The following is a 23,991-nucleotide window of genomic DNA, read 5'->3' as shown; positions in this document are numbered from 1 at the left end:
CGAGCGGAACCCGCCAAGATCCACCACCCCGGCCTGGTGCTCGCGGGCGCCCCGCGCTTCACTCGTGGCCCATGAGACGACCGATCATGTCCATGCTCGCCGGGCTCGCGCTGACCGCGGGTACCCTGCTCGGCACCGGCCCCGCCCAGGCCGCGACGGGGAACGGCCACCCGGCCGCGGCCACCCCGCCCGCCGAGTTCGGCACCGACTGGCACGACCCCCTCACCGCCGCCCCGCCCGTCGCGAAACCGGCCACCCCGTCCTGCCGCGTCACCCTCGCCCAGGCGCAGTTCCGCGACTTCACGCCCTACCGGGGCTCCTACACGCCCCCGGCCGCCTGCGGCACCCGCTGGAGCAAGGTGGTGCTGCGCCTGGACGGCACGGTCAAGGGCCGCCAGTACGACCGGCTCGGCCACCTCGCCGTCGGCGGCGTCGAAGTCCTGCGCACCTCCACCCCCGAGCCCTCGCCCGACGGCATCGCCTGGCACGTCGAGAAGGACGTCACCCGCTACGCCGACACCCTCCGCCGCCCCCAGCCGGTCGAGATGCTCATCGGCAACGTCGTCGACGACACCTACACCGGCGTCATCGACGTGAAGGTCACCGCCACCTTCTACACCGCCCGCGGCGCGGTCCGGGCCGCCGACGCCCCCGACCGGGTGCTGCCCCTCGGCGACGGCAGCGGCACCACCCCGGTGACCCTGCCCCGCAACGGCGAACGCGTCGTCGCCGAGGTGTACGCCACCGGATCGGGCGGCGGCTGCGAGGAGTTCTGGTACCTGACCGTCCCCGAGCGCGCCGCGTACTCGTGCAAGGCCCCGGGCGGGCCCAACCGCGAGGTCCAGGTCAGCGTCGACGGACGACTGGCGGGCATCGCCTCGCCGTTCCCCCACGTGTGGACCGGAGGCTGGTCCAACCCCTTCCTGTGGTACGTGCTCCCGGCCCCCCGCGCCTTCGACGTCAAGCCCGTCGAATACGACCTCACCCCCTTCGCCGCACTCCTCAACGACGGACGCCCGCACCGGATCCAGGTCTCTGTCCTCGGCGTCCCGCCCGGCACCAGCGGCTGGAGCACCCCCGCCAACCTGCTGCTCTGGCAGGACCACGGCCGCCGCGTCGTCACCGGCGCGCTCACCCGCCACGAGCAGGGCGAGCCGGTCGACTCCGTCACGTACACCCCCGGCGCCCAGCAGGAGCTGGACGCGCGGGCCGGACACCGGCTCACCACCGCCGGCTACCTCGACACCTCGCACGGCCGCGTCACCACCACCGTCACCCGGACGCTCGCCCACACCTCCGCCCACCGCTTCACCGAGGCCGAGGACCTCGACGCGCTCGACGCGACCTGGCGCGACGACGAGAGCGTCACCCGGGGCGCCACGACCAGCCGCACCCAGCGCACGTACCGCCTCGACGGAACGATCACCATCGGGGCCGACGACCTGCTGCGCACCGTGATCTCGCTCACCGACCGGGCCGACTCGACCGTGCTGCGCGGCCGTTCGCCCCTGTCCTGGTCGCACCTGGACGACCGGTACGACGGTGACGCCTCCTGGACGCTGAACGTGCCGCGCGACCAGCGCCACGCCGTCGGCACCTCCGCCGAGCGCTACCGCTCCCACGGCTCGGCCGGCTGCTACGACCGCACCCTGAGGACCGTCCAGGGCACGCTCACGGAAGACCGCACGCGCTGCTGACCCGCGGGGCCCGGACCCCTACGGCGTCCGGGCCCTCCAGGCCGTGTCTCCACGGTTCCGCCTGACGGTCGGGGCCTGGCACGCACGCTCACGGCGTACGGATCACGCGGGCCGCGTCGCCCGCTCCAGTTCCAGCAGCGCCGAGTAGTAACTGCGGCCCGTGGCGCGGTCCATGCCGATCTCGCACATCCGGTTCGCGCTCAGGTGCGCGTCGAAGTCCCGCGCGGTCACCTCGGCCGCCTCGCGCGCGGTGGCCGACGCGGTGAGCTCCTTGTGCAGCATGCCCCGGTCGCCCGCGAAGGCGCAGCAGCCCGCGTCGTCCGGCACCAGCACCTCCCGCGCGCACGCGCGGGCCAGCGCCGTCAGCTGCTCGGCGTCCCCCAAGTGCCGCATGGAACACGTCGGATGGACCACCGCCGACGCCACCGTGCGCTCCACCGTCAGACGCGGCAGCAGCTCGTCCGCCGCCCACACCAGCGAGTCGACGACCGTGAGCTCCGCGTGCAGCGCGCGGTTGTCGTCGGTGAGGTACGGCACGACCTCGTGCGCGATGCCCAGCGTGCACGAGGAGGCGTCCACCACCAGCGGCAGCCGGCCGCCCGCCGTCCAGCCCCAGGCGGCCTCCACGATCCGGTTGGCCATCACCCGGTTCCCCGCGTCATAGCCCTTGGAGTGCCAGATGGTGGCGCAGCAGGTGCCGCGCACGTCCCCGGGGATCCACACCGGCCTGTCCGCGCGCGCGGACAGCGCGACGACCGCCTGCGGCAGCGAAGGACCCGGACGGCCCTCGGGGCCGCCGAAGATCCGGTTCACGCAGGCCGGGTAGTACACGGCCACCGCCCCCCGGCGCTCGGTGCGCGGCAGGGCGCGCGCGGCGGCGCCGGGGATCTCCGGCAGCCACTCGGGCACCAGGTCGGGCCGCACCGCCCTGCGCACCAGCCGGGTCGCGCCCTCCAGGAGCCGGTCGCCGATCCGGTCGGCGGCGGCCACGGCGAGGCGCGCGGAGGCCTCCACGGCACGGAAGTTGGCGGCGGCCAGCGCCGCGACGCGCTCCTCGCGCGGGGAGTGCCTGCGGTGGCGGAAGTCCTTCATCAGCGCGCCCGTGTCGATACCCACCGGGCAGGCCAGCTTGCAGGTGGAGTCACCCGCGCAGGTGTCCACGGCGTCGTACCCGTACGCGTCGAGGAGGCCGTCCTGGACCGGGGAGCCCTCCTCCTGGCGCACCATCTCGCGGCGCAGCACGATCCGCTGGCGCGGCGTGGTCGTCAGGTCGTGGCTGGGGCAGGTCGGCTCGCAGAAACCGCACTCGATGCACGGGTCGGCGACCTCCTCCACCCGCGGGATGGTCTTCAGGCCCCGCAGGTGCGCGCGCGGGTCGCGGTCCAGGACCACCCGCGGGGCGAGCACCCCGTCCGGGTCGACCAGCTCCTTCAGGCGCCACATCAGGTCCGTGGCGCGCGGGCCCCACTCCAGCTCCAGGAACGGCGCGATGTTCCGCCCGGTGGCGTGCTCCGCCTTCAGCGACCCGTCGAAGCGCTCCACGGTCAGGGCGCAGAACTCGTCCATGAACGCCGCGTAGCGCTCCACGTCCGCCGGGTCCGAGGCGTCGAACGCCAGCAGGAAGTGCAGGTTGCCGTGGGCCGCGTGGCCCGCGACGGCCGCGTCGAAGCCGTGCCGCTCCTGCAGCTCCAGCAGGGCCTCGCACGCGTCGGCCAGCTTCGACGGCGGCACCGCGAAGTCCTCCGTGATCAGCGTCGTCCCCGAAGGGCGCGAGCCGCCGACGGCCGTCACGAACGCCTTGCGGGCCTTCCAGTACCCGCCGATCGTGCCCGCGTCCCGGGTGAAGGCGTTGCTCACCGACGCCACCGGAGCCACCAGCTCCAGGCCCTCAAGGACCCGCGCGGCCCGCTCCTCGTACGCCGTGAGGGCCGCCTCGTCCGGCGCCCGGAACTCCACCAGCAGCGCCGCCGTCCCGCCCGGCAGCTCCGCCCAGTCGGCGGGCACGCCCGCCACGCTCACCGACGCGCGCAGCGTGTTGCCGTCCATCAGCTCCACGGCCTGCGCGCCCGCGTCGTTGAACAGCGGCACGGCCGCCGCGGCGGCCGGCAGGGAGGGGAAGAACAACAGCGCCGTGGACACCTCGCGGTCCAGCGGCAGGGTGTCCAGGACGACCTCGGAGATGAAGCCGAACGTGCCCTGCGAGCCGACCATCAGGCCGCGCAGGACCTCCACCGGCGTGCTCCCGTCCAGGAACGCGTCCAGCCGGTAGCCGTTGGTGTTCTTGATCTCGTACTTGGCGCGGATCCGGGCGGTCAGCTCCGGGTCCGCCTCGATCTCCGCCTTCAGCGCGAGCAGCCCCGCGCACAGCTCCGGCTCGGCCCGCTCCAGTGCGGCGTCGGCGTCCGGGGCGCCGGTGTCCACCACGGTGCCGCCGGGCAGCACCACGGTCAGCGAGGAGACGGTCCGGTACGAGTTGCGGGTGGTCCCGGCCGTCATGCCGGAGGCGTTGTTGGCGACGACCCCGCCGACCGTGCAGGCGATCGCGCTCGCCGGGTCGGGGCCGAGCACCCGCCCGTGCCGGGCCAGCGCCGCGTTGGCCCGCATCACGGTCGTGCCCGGCGCCACGCGCGCGCGGGCCCCGCCGTCCAGGACCTCCACGCCCACCCAGTGCCGGCGCACGTCCACCAGGATGTCCTCGCCCTGCGCCTGCCCGTTCAGGCTCGTCCCGGCGGCCCGGAAGACCACCGAGCGGCCCCGGCTCCGCGCGTACGACAGGACCGCCGAGACGTCGGCCACGTCCTCGGCGACCACCACGACCTGCGGCACGAACCGGTAGGGGCTGGCGTCCGACGCGTACCGCACCAGGTCCGAGACCTTCCACAGCACCTTCCGGTCGCCCAGCAGCGCCGTGAGGTCCCCGCGCAGCGGCTCGGGGGTGCCCTGCGCCAGGTGGTCCGGGACGCGGTCGGGGGCGGCCGGGCGGCTCCCGCCCGGCCTGAGCGACTGCGGCTTCGGCTCCATCAGCGGCATGGCGTGGTCCCCTCTGCCCCGGCCCGCGGGGCTCAGCAGTGGCGCTCGGGCGACCCGTCGACCAGAGCGGACAGCAGGCCGCCGAACACCTCGCGCTGCTCGACGGTCAATGGAGCCAGGATGTCCTCTGCGGCGGCCCGGCGCGCGCTGCGCAGCTGCCGCAGGGTGGCGCGCCCCTCGTCGGTGACCTCGATCCGCACCACCCGGCGGTTGGTCGGATCGGGCACCCGGCGCACCCGGCCGCCCGCCTCCAGGCCGTCCACCAGGCTGGTCACGGCGCGCGGGACCACCTCGAGGCGGGCGGCCAGGTCGGCCATCCGGGGCGGCCGCTCGTAGTGCGAGACGGTGCGCAGCAGGCGCGACTGCGCCGGGGTGATGTCGATGTCGGCCGACTCCAGCTGCCGCTTCTGGCTGCGGTGCAGCCTGCGGGTCAGCCGCAGCAGCTGCTCGGCCAGCAGGCCGTCGGCGTCCACGGCCGGACGGACCGCGGGAGCGGGGGGAGCCGGGGTGGCCGGGGGAGGAGGAGTGCTCATGCCGGGAATGATATCAGGACTCCGCTCATTGTGAAGATAGGTAACAATGAGCTATGCTCTCAAAAGTTCGCTGCCCGACCCGCGGCCCCTCCCGCACCGGGCCCGTCCCCACCTGAAGGAGCCCATGCGTATCCACGCCGAGTCCACCTGGACGCCACCGCCCAAGACCGACGACCAGCCGCCCGCCGAGATCCGGCGCATCCTGCGGCTCTTCCGCCCCTACCGCGGCCGCCTGGCCTTCGTGGGGCTCCTCGTCGGCGCCTCCTCCCTCGTCTCCGTCGCCTCGCCGTTCCTGCTGCGCGAGATCCTCGACACCGCCATCCCGCAGGGCCGCACCGGCCTGCTCACGCTGCTCGCCCTCGGCATGATCGCCGCCGCCGTGATGAACACGGTCTTCGGCGTCCTGCAGACCCTCGTCAGCACCACCGTCGGCCAGCGCGTCATGCACGACCTGCGCACCTCGGTCTACGCCCAGCTCCAGCGGATGCCGCTCGCCTTCTTCACGCGCACCCGCACCGGCGAGGTCCAGTCCCGGATAGCCAACGACATCGGCGGCATGCAGGCGACCGTCACCTCCACGGCGACCTCCCTGGTCTCCAACCTCACCGCCGTGGTCGCCACCGTCGTCGCCATGCTCGCCCTGGACTGGCGGCTGACCGTCGTGTCCCTGCTGCTGCTCCCGGTCTTCGTGTGGATCAGCCGCCGCGTGGGCAACGAGCGCAAGCAGGTCACCACCCAGCGCCAGAAGCAGATGGCCGCCATGTCCGCCACCGTCACCGAGTCCCTCTCGGTCAGCGGCATCCTGCTCGGCCGCACCATGGGGCGCTCCGACTCCCTCACGAAGTCCTTCGCCGACGAGTCCGAGCGCCTCGTCGACCTGGAGGTGCGCGCCTCCATGGCCGGGCGCTGGCGGATGTCGACCATCGGCCTGGTCATGGCCGCCATGCCCGCGATGATCTACTGGGCCGCCGGACTCACCCTCCAGGCCTCCGGGGGCGCGATATCCATCGGCACCCTGGTCGCCTTCGTCTCGCTCCAGCAGGGCCTGTTCCGGCCCTCGGTGAGCCTGCTCTCCACCGGCGTGCAGATCCAGACCTCCCTGGCGCTGTTCCAGCGCATCTTCGAGTACCTCGACCTGCCCGTGGAGATCACCGAGTCCGCGCACCCGGTGCACCTGGACCGGGCCCGCGGCGAACTGCGCTTCGAGAAGGTCGACTTCAGCTACGACGAGGCGTACGGCCGCGAGTACGGGCACACGCTGGAGCAGGTCGACATCGCCGTCCCCGCCGGCGGCAGCCTCGCCGTCGTCGGACCCACCGGCTCCGGCAAGTCCACCCTCAGCTACCTGGTGCCCCGGCTGTACGACGTCACCGGAGGGCGCGTCACCCTCGACGGCGTCGACGTGCGCGACCTCGACTTCGACAGCCTCGCCCGCGCGGTCGGCGTCGTCTCCCAGGAGACCTACCTCTTCCACGCCTCGGTCGCCGAGAACCTCCGCTTCGCCAAGCCGGACGCCACCGACGCCGAGATCGAGGCCGCCGCCCGCGCCGCCCAGATACACGACCACATCGCGTCCCTGCCCGACGGCTACGACACCCTGGTCGGCGAGCGCGGCTACCGCTTCTCCGGCGGCGAGAAGCAGCGCCTGGCCATCGCCCGCACCATCCTGCGCGACCCGCCGGTCCTCATCCTCGACGAGGCGACCAGCGCCCTCGACACCCGTACCGAACAGGCCGTGCAGGACGCCATCGACGCGCTGTCCGTGGGCCGTACCACCGTCACCATCGCCCACCGCCTGTCCACCGTCCGCGACGCCGACCAGATCGTCGTCCTGGACCAGGGCCACATCGTCGAGCGCGGCACCCACGAGGAACTCCTCGGCCTGGAGGGCCGGTACGCGGCCCTGGTCGCCCGGGACGCGGTCCTCGCGGACTCCACCGCACGCTGAAGCCCCCGCTGCCCCACCGCACGCTGAAAGCTCCTGCCGGACCCCGCGCCCAGCCACCCCCTCCCACACGCACGACGGCGCCGCCGCTCCCGTGGGACGGGGAGCGACGGCGCCCGGTCGAGGACCGTCAGGCGACGGTCAGACCAGCCAACCCAGGAAGTGGAAGACGCCGGCGAGCAGGTTGGTGATGAGGTTCATGGTGGTGCGTTCTCCTTGTGCGTGTTGCTGATGTGGGACAGCGCGCCACGAGGTCTGCAGCCCGTCGCCCGCGCACCACAAGCATCGTGCGCCGGGCACCGGCCCGACCGGGAAACGTGGCACGGCCACACGTTCCGGGGAACACCCGCTCTAGCGTTCGTGCGTTCGCATGCCCGGTGCCGGTCGGCGTAGCGCCCGTGCCCGCCCGGCGCAGGCTGTCCGATCCGCGCGCTCCGCCGGGTTAGCGTGCGCGCATGATCAACGAGTCCCCCCACCCGGAGCCCCGGCGCAGAACCCGGCTGACCCGGCGCGGCCGCCTGGTCCTGATGGCGAGCACGCTGGCCGCCGCGACCGCCGTCGCGGTCCCGCTCCTGGGCGAGACGCCCGCGGACACGAAGACCCTGCTGATCCCCGAGGGCTGGCGCGCCTCCCAGGTGTACACGGCCGTCGACCAGGCCCTCGACCTCCCCGAGGGCACCACCCGCGAGGCCGCCACCGCCGACGGCACCGCGCTGCGACTGCCCGACGCCGCCAAGGGCAACCCCGAGGGCTTCCTCTTCCCCGCCACGTACCCCTTCGCGGCGGACACCACCCCGCAGGACCTGCTCGGCTACATGGCGCGGACGGCGGGCAAGCGGTTCGGCACCGACCGGATCACGGCGGGCGCCCAGCGCCACGGTCTGAGCACCTACGAGACCGTCACCATCGCCAGCATCGTCCAGGCCGAGGCCGACACCGCCGAGGACATGGGCAAGGTCGCCCGGGTCGTCCACAACCGGCTCGCCCGGGACATGCCGCTGCAGATGGACTCCACCATCAACTACGCCCTCGGCCGCTCCACCCTGGACACCACCCACCAGGACACCCGCACGGACAGCCCGTACAACACCTACGCGCGCAAGGGCCTGCCGCCCACCCCCATCGACAACCCCGGCGAGCAGGCCATGAAGGCGGCCGTCACCCCCACACCGGGTGACTGGCTGTACTTCGTCACGGTGAAGCCGGGGGACACCCGCTTCACCGCTTCGTACGAGGAACAGCGCCGCAACGTCGAGGAGTTCAACCGCCACCGCAAGGGCGCCTGAGCCCCGGCGTCCGTCCCTCAGACGGCGACCGGCTCGCGCCGCAGCAGCCGCCGGACCTCGGCGACCGCCGCCCGCCCCGCCCGGTTGGCGCCGATCGTCGAGGCCGAAGGCCCGTACCCCACCAGGTGGACGCGCTCGTCGCGCACCGCGCGCGTGCCCTCCAGCTGGATGCCGCCGCCCGGCGCCCGCAGCCGCAGTGGCGCCAAGTGGTCGATCGCCGCCCGGAAGCCGGTCGCCCACAGGATCACGTCCGCGTCCACGTGCTGCCCGTCGGCCCAGGCGACCCCGGTCGGGGTGATCCGGTCGAACATCGGCCGCCGGTCCAGCACGCCGCTCGCCAGCGCGGCCCGGACATCGTCGTTGAGCGGCAGCCCGGTGACGCTGACCACGCTCAGCGGCGGCAGCCCCCGGCGCACCCGCTCCTCCACCCTCGCCACCGCCTCGCGGCCCTCCACCTCGCCGAACGGCCCCTCGCGGAACACCGGCTCCCGGCGCGTCACCCAGGTCGTGGCCGCCGCGACACCGCCGATCTCCATCAGGTGCTGCGTCCCCGACGCCCCACCGCCCACCACGACCACCCGCAGGCCCGCGAAGGCCTCCGGCCCGGGGTAGTCCGCCGTGTGCAGCTGCCGCCCGCGGAACGTCTCCTGCCCCGGATAGCGCGGCCAGAAGGGCCGGTCCCAGGTGCCGGTCGCGTTGATCAGCGCCCGCGCCGCGTAGGTGCCCTCCGAGCTCTCCACGAGCAGCCGCCCGCCCTCGCCCTCGCGCACCGCGCTCACGTCGACCGGCCGGTGCACCCGCAGGCCGAAGCGTTCCTCGTACGCCGTGAAGTACTCCCCGATCACCTCCGAGGACGGCCGCGCCGGGTCGGCCCCGGTCAGCTCCATCCCGGGCAGCGCGTGCATCCCGTGGACCTTGCCGTACGTCAGCGACGGCCACCGGAACTGCCACGCCCCGCCGGCCCGCGGCGCATGGTCGAGCACCACGAAGTCCCGCTCCGGCACGAGCCCCGTCCGCCGCAGGTGGTGGGCGGCGGAGAGCCCGGCCTGCCCGGCGCCGATGACGACGACGTCCACGTCCACGTTCTGCACCCCGAAATCGTTCACGGTTCTACCAACCGTGCGGGGGGTGGGGATCTTCCCGGGGCGGGAGAGGGGGCGCGGCATAAGTGTGATGAGCGTCTTTCTCCGCGCCGGGGAACCTTCCGCTCGTGCGAAACGCCCTCTGAGCTGCACGTACGGCGAACTCCAAGCGGTGAGTACGCCACCGTGCGGCCGACGGGCGCCTGAGTAGCGTCGGCTCAACGCCAGGACGCATGGCGTGCGGCAGACACTTCGGGAGCGCCACGTGTCGATGTCATGGAAGACCCTCACCGAGCCACCCTCCGACGAGGTCTGGCTGGAGGTCAGGATCATGGAGATCTACTCCCAGCACGTGCCCCTGGTCCCGGGGTTCCTGGAACTCGTCGACGAGGCGGCTGCGGTACACCTGAACGGCCTGACCGGACGGTGGTCGACGGCTTCGTTCCTGCGTGACGTGGAGGAGCGGCTCCGGCTCAGGCTCGCGGATCTCATGGCCCCTCCCGGTCCCAAGCGACTCCACCTGCAGGACCTGGAGCGGATCCACGCCCCGTGGGTCCGCGAACAGTCGCGCGGGCACCCGCTCAAGGGCTGGTCCCACCGGCGCCTGCGTGCAGCCGTCGCCCAGGGGATCCGGCACGTGGAAGGCCTGGACGGCCCCGAGGGGCAGCAGCGCGTCTGCTTCCACCTGGAATGCGTCACCGGCACGTCGCGGGACGTGACCGCGCGGCTCATGGGGGTGTCGGAGGGGCGCGTCGCCGAGCTCGCCCGAGACCTCTGGTCCGGGATGGCGGGGGCAGGGATCTCGCGCGAGGCGATGGTCTGGCTGGTGGAGCGCCTCGGCGGCCGCGGACCGGACGGAAGCGACACCGCCGAGGAAGCCGGGGAAGAGGCGCCCGGCGCTCCCCGCCGGTCCCCGGCGCCGATGGGAAGCACCCGAGTGAACAGGAGCGAAGGATGACAGACGTACTCGCCTGCGGCACGGCAGACGGCGAAGGCGGCACCTGCCTGCGCCGCACTCCCGCGCGTGGCGCGTCGCGCACCGCGCACGACAGCCCGCCGCAGCGCGCCGACGGCGGGGACCTGTTCCCGCTGGCCCGTGCCACCCGGCTGGCCCACAAGGAGCGCACCCGGCGCCGGGTGGCGAAGGTGCCCGGACCGGCCGTCACCGCCACGGCGCTCACCTGCAACCTGGCCGCGAGCACCTCGCTGCTGCTCGTCTGGGGGATGCGCGAAGTCGTCCTCTTCCAACTGGCCACCCTCGCCGCATCGGCGTACGCGGCGTCCAACGACATCCGCAAGTCGGTGATCGGCCGCGTGGCGTGGCGGAACCGCCACGGGGCCATCGCCCGGCTCGTGCGGCGCCATCCGCTCGACTGACGGGAGGGGGACCGCCCAGCGTCTTCCGGGATTGCGAGCCCGTGGAACACGCTGAGCGGCCGAAGACCCTTCCCGCGCCCGGTGTTTCGACAAAACGACAAGACGACGAAAGAGCCAACGGCGACAGTCCCACTCGGAGCACGCGACACAGGCGAAGTGATCGATTCCCTGCGCAATCCGATGGGTTCCTGTACCGGTGAGGACGATCCGTGATCTTTTCCTTTCTCTTGCCTCCCTTTGCCCCGCCCCCGTGGTGCCGCGCCCTTCGCCCCCAGGTGGAGAGCCTCGCCGCGGCCGAGGCCCCCGCCACCGACGGCGGATTCGACGGGACGTTCACCCTCACCTCGCTCACCGCGACGATCTGCGTCCTCATCGCGCTCGTCGTCAACCTCGTCCTGCGCCGGCTCGACAACCGGGCGAGGCTCCTCAAGGACGTGGACACCGTGCTGGGAGAACTCGGCCTGGAATGCGGCAGGCTGGCCGGAAGGACCGTGACGAAGGCCGACCTCGCGACGTTCGCCGACCTCCTGAACGCCATCCGGGACGGCCAGGCGCGCTTTCCCGCACTGCCGCTCGCCGCTGTCGTCGCGACGGGCGGGGCGTACGAGCATGCGGCGATCAGCGAAGAGTGCTCCCGGCGCCTGAACCGGGCCTTCGCCAGGAAGAAGTCCGTCGGCGAAGGCCTGCGCCACACCCGCGAACAAGCCGCGAAGCTCGCCGACGTCCGGATGGCCGTGGGCATCGCCCGGGCGGCCGTCATGGTCAAGCTGAAGCGCTGAACAGCGGTACCGGACCCCGGTTTCCGGCCGCTGCGGCCCGGACTGCCGGACTGCCGGCCTTGGCCTCGGCCCCGGCCCCGGCCCGGTCTCCGCCCTCAGATGATGTGCGCCTCGGGCCGCGCCCCTCCCACGGCCTCCGCCGCCCCCTCGGCGAACCGCCCCGCGGAGAACGCCGACACGTCCGTGAACGGCTCCCGCCCCAGGAACAGGTCCCGCACCACCTCGCCCACCGCGGGCGCCTGGAGGAAGCCGTGGCCGGAGAAGCCCGTCGCGTACAGGAAGCGCCCCACCGACGGGGCCTCGCCGATCAGCGCGTTGCGGTCCGGCGTCACCTCGTACAGCCCCGCCCAGCCGCCCACCGGGTCGAGGTCCGCGAGCGCGGGCGCCCGCAGCCGGGCCGCCTCGCGGAACGGTTCCAGCCACTCCGTGCTGAAATCGCGCCCGAAACCCGGCTGTTGGCGTTCGTCGGACAGGCCGAGGACCAGGCCGCCCGCACCGTCCCCGTGGAAGTACAGCGTCGACCCGTAGTCGATGGTGAACGGTATTCGCGGCGGCGCCGGGCGCAGCGGGCCCGTCAGCGCGATCTGCCGCCGCAGCGGCACCACCGGCAGCGTCACGCCCGCCATCTCGCCCACCGCCGCCGACCAGGCGCCCGCCGCGCACACCACCGCGCCCGTGCGGACGCTCCCCGCCGTCGTGCGCACCGCCCGCACCGCGCCCCCGCTGGTCTCGATGCCCGTCACCGCGCACCCGGTGCGCACCCGGGCCCCCAGCGCTCGCGCCGCCCGCAGGTAGCCGAGCACCGCCGCCCCCGGCAGGGCGTGCCCGTCCTCGGGCGAGTACGCGGCGGCGGCCAGCGACGACGGATCCACGTACGGGCACAGCCCGGCCGCCTCGGCCGGCGTGATGATCCGGCTCGGCACGCCCAGCGCGTTCTGCGTCCGTACGCCGTCGCGGAACGTCTCCACCGCCTCCTCGTCGCCGAGCAGGAACAGGTAGCCCACCGGGTCCAGGCCGACGTCCGCGCCCGGCCGCTCCCGGAAGTCCCGCCACGCCCGCAGACTCCGCTGCCCCAGCGCGATGTTGAGCGGGTCCGAGAACTGGGCCCGCACCCCGCCGACCGGCTTGCCCGAGGAACCCGACGCCGGAGCGTCCCGTTCGAGCAGCAGGACGTCCCGCACACCCGCCTCCGCCAGGTGGAACGCGATGGCGGCGCCGATGACACCGCCCCCGATGACCACGACCTGGGCACTGGCAGGGAGTTGAGCGCCCGAGGGGTCCACGGGTGACTCGGCGGGGGAGGTGCGGGCGTCGCGCGGGGCCATCGAGAGCCTTCCTGTCACGGGAGGGGAACCCGGGTCCCACCGGAGGAACCCGGTCCCACCCTCCCCTCCCGCCCCACCCCACGTCCACGGGTCCGCGGAGACCTTGAGGACCTGTCCGGTCGATCACGCCTGGGCCGCGGCGCCTGGCACGCACGCTCGCGGCGTTCTCGTCGGTCAACAACGCTCCTTCCCCAAGCTCTCGGCTTCGCTCGAGCAGGGGAGACCCCACCGCTTCCCTCCTCCGCCTTGCGATCGCACGCACCAGCCACCGCTCAGCAGAACCAGAAGGCACCCGGCACCGATGCCGGCATGATCGACCGGACAGGTCCTACCGGCCACCCCCCACCAGCAGCGGTGCCCCGCCCGGAGCCGAAGCCGGGCGGCCGTTCGCCGCCGGGACGCCCGTCAGCGGGGACGCCAGGGCCGGCAGCAGGCCGCGCCGCGCCAGCTCCGGCCGCACCCCCTCGCCGAACCAGTACGCCTCCTCCAGGTGCGGATAGCCCGACAGCACGAAGTGCTCCACCCCCAGGGCGTGGTACTCCTCGATCCGGTCCGCGACCTCCGCGTGGCTGCCCACGAGCGCGGTGCCCGCACCGCCCCGTACCAGACCGACGCCCGCCCACAGGTTCGGCGAGATCTCCAGGGCCGAGCGGTCGAGCGTGCCCCCCTGGTGCAGCGCGAGCATGCGCTGCTGGCCCACCGACTCGCTCCGGCCCAGCGCCTGTTGCGCCGCCGCGACCGTCTCCGCGTCCAGGTCGTCGAGCAGCCGGGCGGCCGTCGCCCACGCCTCCGCCGAGGAGTCCCGCGACAGTGTGTGCAGCCGGATGCCGAACCGCACCGTGCGGCCCCGCTCCTCGGCGAGCCGCCGGATCCACTCGATCTTCTCCCGCACCTGCTGCGGCGGCTCGCCCCAGGTCAGGTACACATCGGCGTGCGCCGCCGCCACCGGACCCGCCGCCGGGGACGAGCCGCCGAAGAAGACCTCCGGCAGCGGGTCCGGCGGCAGCGCGGTCAGCCCGCCGTCGATCCGGTAGTGCTCGCCGTCGAAGTCGTACGGCCGCCCGCTCCACACCCCCCGTACCACCGAGAGGAACTCGTCCGTGCGCGCGTAGCGCCGGTCGTGGTCCAGGTGGTCGCCGAAGCGCCGCTGCTCCGCCGAGTCGCCGCCGGTCACCACGTTGAGCAGCAGCCGCCCGCGCGTGATCCGCTGGTACGTCGCCGCCATCTGCGCCGCCAGTGTCGGCGAGATCACCCCCGGCCGGAACGCCACCAGGAACTTCAGCCGCTCGGTGTGCTGCGCCAGCGCCACCGTCGTCAGCCAGGCGTCCTCGCACCACGTGCCGGTCGGCGTGAGCACCGCCTCGAAGCCCAACTGCTCGGCCGCCTTGGCTATTTGCGCCAGATACTCGATGTCGGGCGCGCGCACCCCGGTGGCGGCGCGGCCCCGGGTGATCCCGCCGTCGGTGTAGGCGTGGCGGTCGACCAGCGTACGGCCGTCACCGCCGGTGGGCAGGAACCAGTGCAGGTGGACGGTCATCGTCAGGAGGCCTTTCCATAGGTGCGGCCCGGCGTGGTGGACGGCGGGAGGCTCTGGTTGAAGCGGGTGTCGACGTAGTCGGCGAAGTCGAACGTGCGCGGAATGAGCTTCAGTCCGGCGAAGGTGTCGGCGATCTGCTGTTCGGAGTCGATGGCCGCCTGGTCCAGCGCCACCGGTATCCGGGTGCCGGAGGAGCGCTTCACCGCGTCCAGCGCCACCTCGTAGGGCAGCCCGGTCTCCTTCGCCCAGACCTTCGCCCACTCCTCGGGGTGCGCGAACACCCAGTCCTGGGCGCGCCGCAGCCGCTGCACGAAGTCGCCCAGCGCGGCGGACTTCTTCTTGTCTGCCAGCGCGGCGGGCGCGGCGACGTAGAAGCTCAGCCCGTTCGTCACTCCCTGACCATCCGTCAGGATTCTTCCCTTGCCGCTGCGCAGCACCTGCGAGGTGTACGGGTCCCAGACCGCCCAGGCGTCCACCTTGCCGCTGGTGAACGCCGCCAGCGCGTCGGCCGGCTGCAACAGGCTGACCTTGATGTCGGCCAGCTCCAGGCCCGCCTTCTTCAGCGAGGCCAGCAACTGGAAGTGCGCCGAGCTGCCCTGGGCCACGGCGACGCGCTTGCCCTTCAGCTCGCGCGGGTCCTTCAGCGGCGAGTCCTTGGGCACCAGGATGGCCTCGCCCGCCGAACTCCCGTGGGTCGCCGCCACCACGGTGATCTTCGAGTCGGCCCCGGCGGCGAACACCGGGGGAGTGTTGCCGACGCCGCCGATGTCGACGGCGCCCGCGTTCACCGCCTCAAGGAGCGGCGGGCCGGAGGTGAACGTCGACCACTTCACCTTGTACGTCAGGTCGTCGAGCTCGCCGGCGGCGCGCAGCACCGCCTCCGAACCGCCCTTCTGGTCACCGACGTTCAGCGTCAGCGCGCCCTTGCCGTCGACGCTCCCGGCGCCACCGGAGGCGTCCTCGGCGGCGGACGAGACGGTGCACGCGGACGCGAGCAGGGACAGGGGGAGCAGCAGGGCGGCGGTCAGGGTACGTCGTCTCATGGGGCGGTTCCTCGTGGATCCTCGTGGGGTGGGGCGTCGGACAGGGGGAGCAGGGCGAGGGCGCGGGTTCACGCGGCTGCGGCGGGCTCGTCAACACCCAGCTCGGACAGCAGCCGCGAGCGCAGCTCGGCGAACGCCGGGTCGCCCGTCGCGCGCGGCCGGTCCAGCGCGACCGGCGTCTCGTACGCGATCACCCCGTCCCGCATCACCAGCGCCCGGTCCGCGAGCAGCAGCGCCTCGTCGACGTCATGGGTGACCAGCAGCACCGCGCAGCCGCGCCGCTGCCACAACTCGGCCACCAGGCGCTGCGCCTTCAGCCGCGTCAGGGCGTCCAGCGCGCCGAACGGCTCGTCCAGCAGCAGCAGATCGGGCTCGCGAACCAACGCCCTTGCCAGCGACGCGCGCTGGGCCTCGCCGCCCGACAGCGTCTTGGGCCACGCGCCGGAGCGTTGTTCGAGCCCGACCTCCTCCAGCGCGCGCTCCGCCACCTCCCGGCCCGGCTTGCCGTCCAGGCCGAGCAGTACGTTGCGCCACACCCGCTTCCACGGCATCAGCCGCGGCGCCTGGAAGGCCACACCGCGCCGCTTGGGCACCAGGACGGTGCCGCTGATGTCGCGGTCCAGGCCCGCCAGGACCCGCAGGAGCGTCGACTTGCCGCAGCCGCTGCGGCCGAGCAGCGCCACGAACTCCCCGCTGTGCACGGTCAGTTCGAGATCATCGATCACGGGACGGCCGTCGAAGGAGCGGCTGAGCCCCTCGACGCGTACGGCCGTGCTCACCGGCCGGTGAAGGTCGGTCGCCATTGCAGGGCCAGCCTTTCGAGAGTGCGGACGACGGCGTCGGCCAGCAGGCCGAGCAGGGCGTACACGACGAGGCAGACGACGATCACGTCGGTGCGGAAGAACTCGCGGGCCTGGTTCATCAGGAAGCCGATCCCGGCGTCCGCGTTGATCGACTCGCCGAACACCAGGGCCAGCCAGGCGGTCGCCAGTGAGTAGCGCAGCCCCGTCATCGCCCCGGGCAGCGCGCCCGGCAGCACCACGTGCCGGATCAGGCCGAACCGCCCGAGCCCCAACGCCTGCCCGGCCTCCACGAGTTGCTCGTCGACGCCGCGGATGCCCGCGTACACGTTCAGGTACAGGTGGAAGGCGACGCCCAGGGCGATCAGGGCGACCTTGGGCGCCTCGCCGATGCCGAGCCAGATGATGAACAACGGGATCAGCCCCACCCACGGGACGGTCCGCAGCATCTGCACGCTCGCGTCGACCAGGTCCTCGCCGAGCCGCGAGAGCCCCGACACCAGCGCGAGCACGATCCCGACCGCACCGCCCAACAGCAGCCCCACCGCGACGCGTTGGAGGGAGATGGCCATCGCGTTCGGCAGCGTCCCGTCACCGATCAGCTCACCGGCCGCACGGGCGACGGTCACGGGCGAGGCGAGGGTGTCCTCGTGCAGCAGCCCGGTGGAGCTGGACACCTGCCAGAGCAGCAGCAGCGCCACCGGCCCGACGGCCCGCCGCAGCCAGCGGGGCGGCGCGAAGCGCCGGGCGCGGGAGGTGCCGGACGCGACGACGGGCTCCAACTCGGGTGCGGAAGCGGGCGGCACGGGTCCATCGGATGTTGACATGGCCGAAATATCCGGCGGGGCATGGTCGACGGTCACGGCGACTCCAGGGCGGGGGAGGGCGGGACAGGGCGAGGGCGCGCGGGTGCACCGGAGGGGCGCCCCCGACCCGGGATGACGGGACTCGGGAGGGTGCTCCAGGAACGCACGCGAAGAGCGGAGGAACTCAGAAACCCACGAGCTCAGGAACCCACGGACTCACGAACTCAAGGACTCACGAACTCAAGGACTCACGAACTCAAGGACTCACGAGCCCACGAACTCACCAGCCCATGAAGCCGCGGAGGAACTCATGGCGGAGGAACTCATGGACGCACGGAGGAAATCAGGAACTCGCGGTGGGTTTCACGGACGACTCGACGGACTGACGCGCCCGACGGACCGGATCGGCCAGCAGCGGGCGTCCACGAGCGGAAGGCGAAAAGGCGTCAGCGACCGGGGCAACACGCGGCGGAGGCCACCCGCAGCAGGTCGATGTGACCGCGCGTGGTGAGCATGGCTGTACGCAACATGGCGCAGAACGTAGCCAGTCCACCGTCGCCGGGTCAATGGCGTCTCGACACGCGGACGCCCGGTCTTGCGACATGGTCGGGCCCGTCGTCCACGATGGAGGGCATGAGCAACGCATTCACCACGACGACGCTCCATGTGGCGACCGGCGGCCGGGAGACGGTCCACGACCTGACGGACGACTGCGCCGCCTTCCTCCGCCGGGCCGCGGCCGGTCGCAGCGGCCTGCTGAACGTCTTCGTCCCGCACGCCACCGCCGGCGTCGCCGTCCTGGAAACGGGCGCGGGCAGCGACGACGACCTCCTGGCCGCCCTGCACACCCTGCTCCCGGCCGACAACCGCTGGCAGCACCGCCACGGCTCCCCGGGCCACGGCCGCGACCACGTCCTCCCGGCCCTGGTCGCCCCGCACGCGACGCTCCCGGTCGTGGACGGCGAACTCACCCTGGGCACCTGGCAGTCGGTCTGCCTGGTCGACACCAACAAGGACAACCCGGACCGCCAGGTGAGACTGAGCTTCCTGGGGTAATGGGCGCGAGCTGTGAGGGGCCCAGGACGAACGGGCTGGTGGTGCCATGCCGGTAGTGCTCGTACGGCGTTCTGGCACCCGGGTGCCATAGGCAGCACCGCTGGGAACGCTTCAATGCCGGGATCTGAGACTTCTCCTCACGCATAAGACCACGGCGCCCTCCGGGGGATTGTGATGGAGCCCGACCAAGTCCATGACCGTCGCGACGAACTCCGAATCGGCGGTGAGCTTGAAAGGTACGTACCCAGAAGGCTAGAGGGGAAGCACGTCCTCGGTGAAAGAGTCTCCATTTCGATGAACCGTGAGGATGCTATTGTCGGAAAGTAGGCTCTTCAGTGAGGAATCCTCCAAAGGTCCAGGCAGAAGAATTCCTAGTTTTACTTGGCTATTTGAAAGGATTCTATGCAGGTCGAGTAGCCGACCGAGGGCCAAGCGCACATCTTGACGTGAGGTAGAAGCGACCGCCTCGTATACGGTCTGAGTGGTTGTATCGAAGACGTCGGTGAGTAGTGTTCGCGTAGACTCGGCGATTTTTATCTGATGACGTCTGACAGTGTGCCCGCGTCGTTCCAAGTGGGATTGAAATTCACTGACGAGAGTAGGCGTGGGGTGTGTTCTGCTCGCGGTAGAAATGATGTTGACCGTAGTCTTCTCCGCAGCGGGCATCTCGTCGCGGGGGTCACGTTTGTATGCCCCAATGGGTGTGAATCGGAACACGATGACATTACGCTGGTTCCCAGCGCTGTCCGGGGCTTGCCTGACGACGTAGGGTTGGCTCGGATCGAGCGCGAACTCGCCAATGTACCGCTGATATTTGGTTCCTGACCCGGCAACTCTGCCATCAGCCGCGAACACACGCAGGACTCGTCCGGCTTGGACGTGATTGAGAATTGACTTGTTGCCACTTCCTGTCCTTCCCCCGAAGGATTGATCACCGAGAGTGCCGGCTCCCGTATATTCAAAGATGGGTATGGAACTATCCCCGGGGGCCAACCAGCCGTCATGGTACCCGTACTGATGACCTGACTGCGGATCGGTAAAGATGAGAATATTCGGAGTTGTCGTCGATGGGATAATTCCGCCCTGCGAACCGCCACCAAAGACGCCCTTCAGGGCTGCGCGAGTTGTGCGGTCACCAGGCGTTATGGGCTCTGGGTCTGACGGCTCTATGTGTTCTGTTTGGTAAGGCCTGTTCACTCCGAGGAGTTCGAGCGTCTCATACATCGCCTGGGCGAATGGGTGGGCTTCAGCAGGGACCTCTTGGGTGGTCGCCCCAGTGCCCGCGGTCATTGCGATGATGGCTTCATGTTGGAATGCGTCTGCAGTAATCCTTTCCGTGAGCGCATTAGTGAGCTTCCAGACTTCGTACTCTCGCAGTTCACGTCGTAGTCGAGCCTGCACTTTGGGCGGGACAATCAGCTCGACGGAACCTTCGATGCCGGCCTCGAGCTGAAAGAGTCCGCTGGTCATCAGTTCCGCTACATCCGCCGTAGTTGCCTCCGGTACGAGTTCCTGCCGAATCAGGTGCAGCAGAGCCATGCTCAACCGGTTGAAGGTTGAGCAGAGTACGGCCAGACGGCTGACCGTACTTCCGGAGATCTTGAGGAAACCTTCTGTTCTGGCTTCCTCGTCGCGCGGTTGGGGACGCTGGCGTCCTTCACGCAGGGTCGAAGGGTGATCGCTTGGCGGGATGAGCACCGCAGCGCACCCCTCGGGAGCTCCGCGCATGACAGTCTGCGACCACCTGCCTAGTGAGTGCGGCGAAAAGGTGACTGTGGGTATGGGCATCCAGTGCTTCAGGTCGGCGATGCCAGGACGAGAAGCAGGTAGGTCCAGTGTGAAACCAGCGTTGCTGGCCCCTCGCTGTGCTTGTGTCACGCGCGCTATGGGCAGGCTCAGGCCCGTCCGGCGCCACAGTCTCACGGGGAGCGGATTCACCAGTGCGACACAGGCCACCCGGCCCCACTCACGCAGCTGTTGCCAGATGGCGTCATGCCGCCATCCTGGTGCCGCGCAGTCCGTCACGAGCAAAACCAGTTGCCGAGACTGAGCAGAGACGAGTTGCTGTGGACGAGTTGGGCGCCCTTGCTGATCATGGAGCTCGACCTCTCCTCTTTCGGAGAGGCCGAGCGTGTAGGTGTGCAGGGCCCTGAAGGCGCCGAGTTGGCGCAGCACCTCTTCGAAACCTCGAATAGTGTGCCGCCACACTTGCATGGAGAGCGACTGGTCGACGATCAAGGCCAGGTCGAACCAGCGCTCGGGTGCAGAACTGAACTCCGGGAGCAACTCGCCGCTTTGGGCATAGTGGTCGACGATTGCTTCGACATCGAGCAAGTCCTGTGGACCGTGCGTCCAGCGCTGTTTCCAGGGACGCAGTGCCCGGGCGAAGTCAAGAGAGAAGGAGAATCCTCTACCTCCAGGGATGCTGACTTCCTGCCCCTGAAGTGTTGCGTCGGCTTGAGGAAGCGCTTCGTGAAGGGCCGGTCTTGCTGAGGAAAAAGGAGGGGGAACAGGTGGGAAGTCACGAATGAGAGAGGGGAATCGTGGAGAGGAGACTCCTGGTTGGTCATGCCTGTTCGGCTGCGCCTCTGGAGAGGGTGGCATAGTTCCCGACAGAGCAGGTGGCGGCTCTTCCCGCATGCGAGCCGCTAGCCAAAGGGTCTCGGCGAGACACGTAGCATCCATGCCGGGGAACGCCGTGCGTAGGCTGGCCGTGACCCGCTGTAGCGCGAGGGCCTCAGCAACGGAAGGTTGGTCCTTTTCCTTAGGCACCGGACAGCTCACGCAAAAGGAGGGATGTTACCTTTTCCGTGTCTTCTTCGCTACTGGCATGGCTAGTAGTCAGTATGTGCGCAGCATTCAACAGTTGATCGACGGCGAGCGCTTGGCCAGCATCGACGCGATCAATGAATTCCTTCACCAGATTGTTTATTTTTCCCTGCTGTGCATCCTCGATGGAAAGGTGTGCCCGCACGACACGGGTCAGGGATTCGATGGTGGGTTTTGGCATGGTGTAGCGCACACAACGCCTGAGGAAGGGGGCAGGGAAATCACGTTCACCGTTGCTCGTCATCACGATAAACGGGAATGACCTGCACTGAACCTTTCCCTTTGCTATTGGATGTTGAACATCGCGAGCCCATTCGCGGACGTTAACCGATTCGGACTTATATCTGGCGAGTTCGGGAATTTCAAACTCTCCTCGCTCGAGAACATCGAGGAGGTCGCTCGGCAGATCGAGGTCGCTCTTGTCGATCTCGTCGATGAGGAGTGCGCGCGGTCGGTTCTCGGGCAAGAGCGCTGTACCTAGGGGGCCGAATCGAATGAACGGGGCTATGTCGTCAGTCCCGTCGATGTCGCCCAACCTTTGAGCGTGAATACGCCCCAACGCATCGTACCGGTAGAGAGCGTCCGCAAGAGTGCTGCGTGAGGTGATGTGCCAGCGCAGCACATCTCCCAGACCCAACTCTGCTGTCACTTGTTCGATCACGGTTGATTTGCCGCTCCCAGGTGCACCGGTGAGCAGAAGAGGACGCGAAATGGCGAGCGCAGCGTTTACTGCTTCGACGAGACCAGCTGGAGGATGGAACTCGGTGTGGAGCGACTTGCGAGGGAAGGTACGCCATGGAGGAGGTGGTCCGATCTGTGTACCCGCTCGTGAAGTACCATCGCCGCGGTAGTAAGGTTTCCACGTCATTCTGCGATCGCTCCATCGGTTGAGTTTAGGTCGAAGTACTCGCAGAAATCGAGCCACTCCACGTCATTCCAAATCGCCCGAAACTTGGCCAACGAGTTTACGTCTGATTCGACCTGTTGCGTGGTGAGCCAGCTCTCCCTGTATGCATTGCTGAAGCCTGCAGGAAGCAGGTCCCACCTGTTGCTCAGCGTGTCTTTTGCCGCCGCGGGAAGTGGGGCGTCGTCGCAGGGCCAGATCACGATCGGAACGAACTTCAGTGCCTGACCGACTACTTGTGCCAGGTTGTCGGGGTGATGATCAAGTGCCAGTGCGCCTTGAAATCTGTTGGATTGAAAGCTTGTGTTGAGCTCATCCGGCCGGCCGAGATCCTCAGTAGAGAGCCAGTCGACAGGAGCTTCGTTGCGAGGATCATCTCGCATCGTTTCCAGCAATTTACGTGCAATGTCAGCGATGCCGAGATCCAACGCGGCAGGTGAAAGGAGCCCTTCCCAGCGCAAGACTATGTCGTATTGGGCGCCAAGGCGCTGCACTTCCACGATCATCTCTGGGCGCCAACGCGTCAAGATTTCTGGTGATGCTGAGATCTCAATACGTTGAAGTGGGAGATGTAGCTTCTTTGACAGGCGGCGTGCCCACTTCATTACATCCGTGATCGCCGCTTCGGTGCCGGATTGGGTGTTTATGCATTGATAGGAAACGTGGTCCTGCTCCTTGGCGTCGCTAAGGAGCCAGGCTTCGACGGTGTTGGGCCACTCATCTGTGAGTAGTGTAGTGAGAGAGATGATCAATCGCAGCCGACTGGCTTTGGATTCGATGTCGATTTTCGAAAAGGCGTCAGCCAGTTCAATTTCGCATCCAGCTGCTGTGGCCCATGCAATGATCCTGGGGTTTGTGGCATCGATTCCGCCCCGCGCGGCGAAGGCTGCAATAAATCGAGTTATCGGGCCCATGAGGCTTGCCGGCTGGACGGTGGGTGACTTTATCAACAGTACTTCAACGCAGTGGCGCAGGAGATCCTTGCCGTCTAGGCGGGCAGGCAGTTGATGACGCAAACCCATCTCTCGTGCCGTTTCCCGGATCCGTTGAGTTGTGAGCGGAGCCTGACCAGGCCACGAGGAGAACAGATCTAGTGTCCTCTGGGCCAGGGTGAGCCTCGATGTTATATCGATCGCCCGAGACGCCGCCGTGGAGCCTGATGCTCCAGTAATCGTCTGGCGGTATGCGATTAGTTTTTCCCTGAGTCTAATCAAATCAGCATTGCCATATACGGGAGTCATCGTAAAATCACTCAGCGAGGCAAGGGATTTTGCGAGTTCCTGTGAACCGACCTCTCCTAGGAATGAGCCCTCGATCGGTGCATGGTGACGAGTGTTGCGTGCTATCCATGGTTTGGGTTGCGACGTATCCCCGTCGTACATCGTATATGTGCATCTAAGGTTCTTTGTGAGCGTGAGTGCTGTTTTTGTCTCTTCTAGATGTAGATAAGGATCTGTAGACGGAAGCCCGGCCCTGAGGATTTCGGTAAGGGCCAGCGAGAACTGGAGGTCGTAAGCCAACTCGTGTGGACGTGCTGAGGTGAGTACGTATATTCGTGTTGCGCCCTCACGGGCCCCGGCAGTGAGGGATTCGATGGAGGGCAAGGCGCCGCCGGAGTGACAGGTGTCGACGACTAGAATGAGGCTTTTGATGCCCGGAGTGTTGGCAACGCCCGCTACGAGGTCGCCAGCATTGATGAGCGTGGTGGGAGAGCCTTCATCCGAATCACTTGCCATCAGATAAAGACGTGGATCATTTCCCTGGGTCTTGCCGTGTCCCAAGAAGGCGAGAATGAGGTCAGCCCCCGCATCTCCAGCTTGCTGGGCGGCTCTACTAACCGCATCCCTGATGGCAGTCTGAGTGGCGTCCTCCCCGTACAGCAGCGAACTCTGTCCATCCAGGGCAGGCATACATCCGCCCACTTGCCCGTCCAAAAGGACTTCGTTCAGTGAGGTGGCTGTC

The 23,991-nt window shown here is 69.5% G+C and carries 19 protein-coding genes; 7 read left to right on the top strand and 12 right to left on the bottom strand.

The window, feature by feature from the left end; genetic code table 11:
- The first annotated feature begins 71 nt into the window (after positions 1-71).
- Positions 72-1,697 carry a peptide-N4-asparagine amidase gene (locus ABT160_RS21965; RefSeq protein WP_351649402.1) on the top strand — a complete coding sequence of 542 codons (1,626 nt, stop codon included), beginning with the start codon at positions 72-74 and terminating at the stop codon, positions 1,695-1,697.
- A 102-nt stretch (positions 1,698-1,799) separates the two neighbouring features.
- Here ABT160_RS21965 and ABT160_RS21960 read toward each other — a convergent pair whose 3' ends face one another.
- Together ABT160_RS21960 and ABT160_RS21955 are read right to left on the bottom strand one after the other, a co-directional pair.
- Positions 1,800-4,727 carry an FAD-binding and (Fe-S)-binding domain-containing protein gene (locus ABT160_RS21960; protein ID WP_351649401.1) on the bottom strand — a complete coding sequence of 976 codons (2,928 nt, stop codon included), beginning with the start codon at positions 4,725-4,727 and terminating at the stop codon, positions 1,800-1,802.
- A 32-nt stretch (positions 4,728-4,759) separates the two neighbouring features.
- Positions 4,760-5,260 (bottom strand): MarR family winged helix-turn-helix transcriptional regulator, encoded by a 501-nt coding sequence (locus ABT160_RS21955; protein WP_351649400.1) that lies wholly within the window; start codon positions 5,258-5,260, stop codon positions 4,760-4,762.
- Positions 5,261-5,384: 124 nt separating this feature from the next.
- On the opposite strand from ABT160_RS21955, the gene ABT160_RS21950 reads away from it, so the two are divergent.
- Positions 5,385-7,208 carry an ABC transporter ATP-binding protein gene (locus tag ABT160_RS21950; protein WP_351649399.1) on the top strand — a complete coding sequence of 608 codons (1,824 nt, stop codon included), beginning with the start codon at positions 5,385-5,387 and terminating at the stop codon, positions 7,206-7,208.
- Between the two features lie 452 nt (positions 7,209-7,660).
- Positions 7,661-8,491 (top strand): endolytic transglycosylase MltG, encoded by an 831-nt coding sequence (mltG, locus tag ABT160_RS21945; RefSeq protein ID WP_351649398.1) that lies wholly within the window; start codon positions 7,661-7,663, stop codon positions 8,489-8,491.
- 17 nt (positions 8,492-8,508) lie between these two features.
- On the opposite strand, the gene ABT160_RS21940 is transcribed toward mltG, so the two are convergent.
- Positions 8,509-9,597 (bottom strand): NAD(P)-binding domain-containing protein, encoded by a 1,089-nt coding sequence (locus tag ABT160_RS21940; protein ID WP_351649397.1) that lies wholly within the window; start codon positions 9,595-9,597, stop codon positions 8,509-8,511.
- A 214-nt stretch (positions 9,598-9,811) separates the two neighbouring features.
- On the opposite strand from ABT160_RS21940, the gene ABT160_RS21935 reads away from it, so the two are divergent.
- The 3 genes from ABT160_RS21935 to ABT160_RS21925 all read left to right on the top strand — a co-directional run bounded on the left by ABT160_RS21935 (position 9,812) and on the right by ABT160_RS21925 (position 11,729).
- Positions 9,812-10,531, top strand: coding sequence for a hypothetical protein (locus tag ABT160_RS21935; RefSeq protein ID WP_351649396.1), 720 nt, complete (start codon positions 9,812-9,814; stop codon positions 10,529-10,531).
- Complete coding sequence (locus ABT160_RS21930) at positions 10,528-10,950, top strand: hypothetical protein (protein WP_351649395.1); 423 nt, start codon at positions 10,528-10,530, stop codon at positions 10,948-10,950. Before ABT160_RS21935 ends, ABT160_RS21930 begins: the two co-directional genes overlap by 4 nt.
- A 275-nt stretch (positions 10,951-11,225) precedes the next feature.
- Complete coding sequence (locus tag ABT160_RS21925; protein ID WP_351649394.1) at positions 11,226-11,729, top strand: hypothetical protein; 504 nt, start codon at positions 11,226-11,228, stop codon at positions 11,727-11,729.
- Between the two features lie 95 nt (positions 11,730-11,824).
- Here ABT160_RS21925 and ABT160_RS21920 read toward each other — a convergent pair whose 3' ends face one another.
- From ABT160_RS21920 to ABT160_RS21895, 6 genes are all read right to left on the bottom strand, one after another.
- The gene (locus ABT160_RS21920) at positions 11,825-13,054 is read right to left on the bottom strand and encodes an NAD(P)/FAD-dependent oxidoreductase (RefSeq protein ID WP_351649393.1); all 1,230 of its coding nucleotides are present in this window, start codon (positions 13,052-13,054) and stop codon (positions 11,825-11,827) included.
- A 328-nt stretch (positions 13,055-13,382) separates the two neighbouring features.
- Positions 13,383-14,591 (bottom strand): LLM class flavin-dependent oxidoreductase, encoded by a 1,209-nt coding sequence (locus tag ABT160_RS21915; protein ID WP_351649392.1) that lies wholly within the window; start codon positions 14,589-14,591, stop codon positions 13,383-13,385.
- 2 nt (positions 14,592-14,593) lie between these two features.
- Entirely contained in the window at positions 14,594-15,634 is a 1,041-nt protein-coding gene (locus ABT160_RS21910) for an ABC transporter substrate-binding protein (RefSeq protein ID WP_351649391.1), read from the bottom strand.
- Between the two features lie 68 nt (positions 15,635-15,702).
- Entirely contained in the window at positions 15,703-16,437 is a 735-nt protein-coding gene (locus ABT160_RS21905; protein ID WP_351649390.1) for an ABC transporter ATP-binding protein, read from the bottom strand.
- Positions 16,410-17,297 carry an ABC transporter permease gene (locus ABT160_RS21900; RefSeq protein ID WP_502984281.1) on the bottom strand — a complete coding sequence of 296 codons (888 nt, stop codon included), beginning with the start codon at positions 17,295-17,297 and terminating at the stop codon, positions 16,410-16,412. The genes ABT160_RS21905 and ABT160_RS21900 overlap by 28 nt, the downstream gene beginning before the upstream one ends.
- Positions 17,298-17,686: 389 nt before the next feature.
- Entirely contained in the window at positions 17,687-17,755 is a 69-nt protein-coding gene (locus ABT160_RS21895) for a putative leader peptide (protein ID WP_351649463.1), read from the bottom strand.
- Between the two features lie 118 nt (positions 17,756-17,873).
- Here ABT160_RS21895 and ABT160_RS21890 point away from each other — a divergent pair, with 118 nt between their 5' ends.
- Positions 17,874-18,296, top strand: a complete 423-nt coding sequence (locus ABT160_RS21890; protein ID WP_351649388.1) for a secondary thiamine-phosphate synthase enzyme YjbQ — start codon at positions 17,874-17,876, stop codon at positions 18,294-18,296.
- Positions 18,297-18,548: 252 nt separating this feature from the next.
- On the opposite strand, the gene ABT160_RS21880 is transcribed toward ABT160_RS21890, so the two are convergent.
- From ABT160_RS21880 to ABT160_RS21870, 3 genes are all read right to left on the bottom strand, one after another.
- Complete coding sequence (locus ABT160_RS21880; RefSeq protein ID WP_351649462.1) at positions 18,549-20,981, bottom strand: SAV_2336 N-terminal domain-related protein; 2,433 nt, start codon at positions 20,979-20,981, stop codon at positions 18,549-18,551.
- A 79-nt stretch (positions 20,982-21,060) separates the two neighbouring features.
- Entirely contained in the window at positions 21,061-21,993 is a 933-nt protein-coding gene (locus tag ABT160_RS21875) for an AAA family ATPase (protein WP_351649387.1), read from the bottom strand.
- Entirely contained in the window at positions 21,990-23,939 is a 1,950-nt protein-coding gene (locus tag ABT160_RS21870) for a vWA-MoxR associated conflict system protein (protein ID WP_351649386.1), read from the bottom strand. The genes ABT160_RS21875 and ABT160_RS21870 overlap by 4 nt, the downstream gene beginning before the upstream one ends.
- Between the last annotated feature and the right edge of the window lie 52 nt (positions 23,940-23,991).

It is taken from the genome of Streptomyces sp. NPDC001941, from assembly GCF_040296945.1.
Taxonomy (GTDB): Bacteria; Actinomycetota; Actinomycetes; order Streptomycetales; family Streptomycetaceae; genus Streptomyces.
Note: the sequence above shows the minus strand (reverse complement) of the source record. Positions and strands in the feature narration are given on the sequence as shown.

Excerpts from the sequence above, each read along its gene's own strand:
- ABT160_RS21915 (WP_351649392.1), bottom strand. The coding sequence starts at position 14,591 with ATGACCGTCCACCTGCACTGGTTCCTGCCCACCGGCGGTGACGGCCGT.
- ABT160_RS21965 (WP_351649402.1), top strand. The coding sequence starts at position 72 with ATGAGACGACCGATCATGTCCATGCTCGCCGGGCTCGCGCTGACCGCG.
- ABT160_RS21880 (WP_351649462.1), bottom strand. The coding sequence starts at position 20,981 with ATGGATGCTACGTGTCTCGCCGAGACCCTTTGGCTAGCGGCTCGCATG.
- ABT160_RS21905 (WP_351649390.1), bottom strand. The coding sequence starts at position 16,437 with ATGGCGACCGACCTTCACCGGCCGGTGAGCACGGCCGTACGCGTCGAG.
- ABT160_RS21870 (WP_351649386.1), bottom strand. The coding sequence starts at position 23,939 with ATGCCTGCCCTGGATGGACAGAGTTCGCTGCTGTACGGGGAGGACGCC.
- ABT160_RS21960 (WP_351649401.1), bottom strand. The coding sequence starts at position 4,727 with ATGCCGCTGATGGAGCCGAAGCCGCAGTCGCTCAGGCCGGGCGGGAGC.
- ABT160_RS21950 (WP_351649399.1), top strand. The coding sequence starts at position 5,385 with ATGCGTATCCACGCCGAGTCCACCTGGACGCCACCGCCCAAGACCGAC.
- ABT160_RS21910 (WP_351649391.1), bottom strand. The coding sequence starts at position 15,634 with ATGAGACGACGTACCCTGACCGCCGCCCTGCTGCTCCCCCTGTCCCTG.
- ABT160_RS21920 (WP_351649393.1), bottom strand. The coding sequence starts at position 13,054 with ATGGCCCCGCGCGACGCCCGCACCTCCCCCGCCGAGTCACCCGTGGAC.
- mltG (WP_351649398.1), top strand. The coding sequence starts at position 7,661 with ATGATCAACGAGTCCCCCCACCCGGAGCCCCGGCGCAGAACCCGGCTG.
- ABT160_RS21875 (WP_351649387.1), bottom strand. The coding sequence starts at position 21,993 with ATGACGTGGAAACCTTACTACCGCGGCGATGGTACTTCACGAGCGGGT.
- ABT160_RS21955 (WP_351649400.1), bottom strand. The coding sequence starts at position 5,260 with ATGAGCACTCCTCCTCCCCCGGCCACCCCGGCTCCCCCCGCTCCCGCG.
- ABT160_RS21930 (WP_351649395.1), top strand. The coding sequence starts at position 10,528 with ATGACAGACGTACTCGCCTGCGGCACGGCAGACGGCGAAGGCGGCACC.
- ABT160_RS21890 (WP_351649388.1), top strand. The coding sequence starts at position 17,874 with ATGAGCAACGCATTCACCACGACGACGCTCCATGTGGCGACCGGCGGC.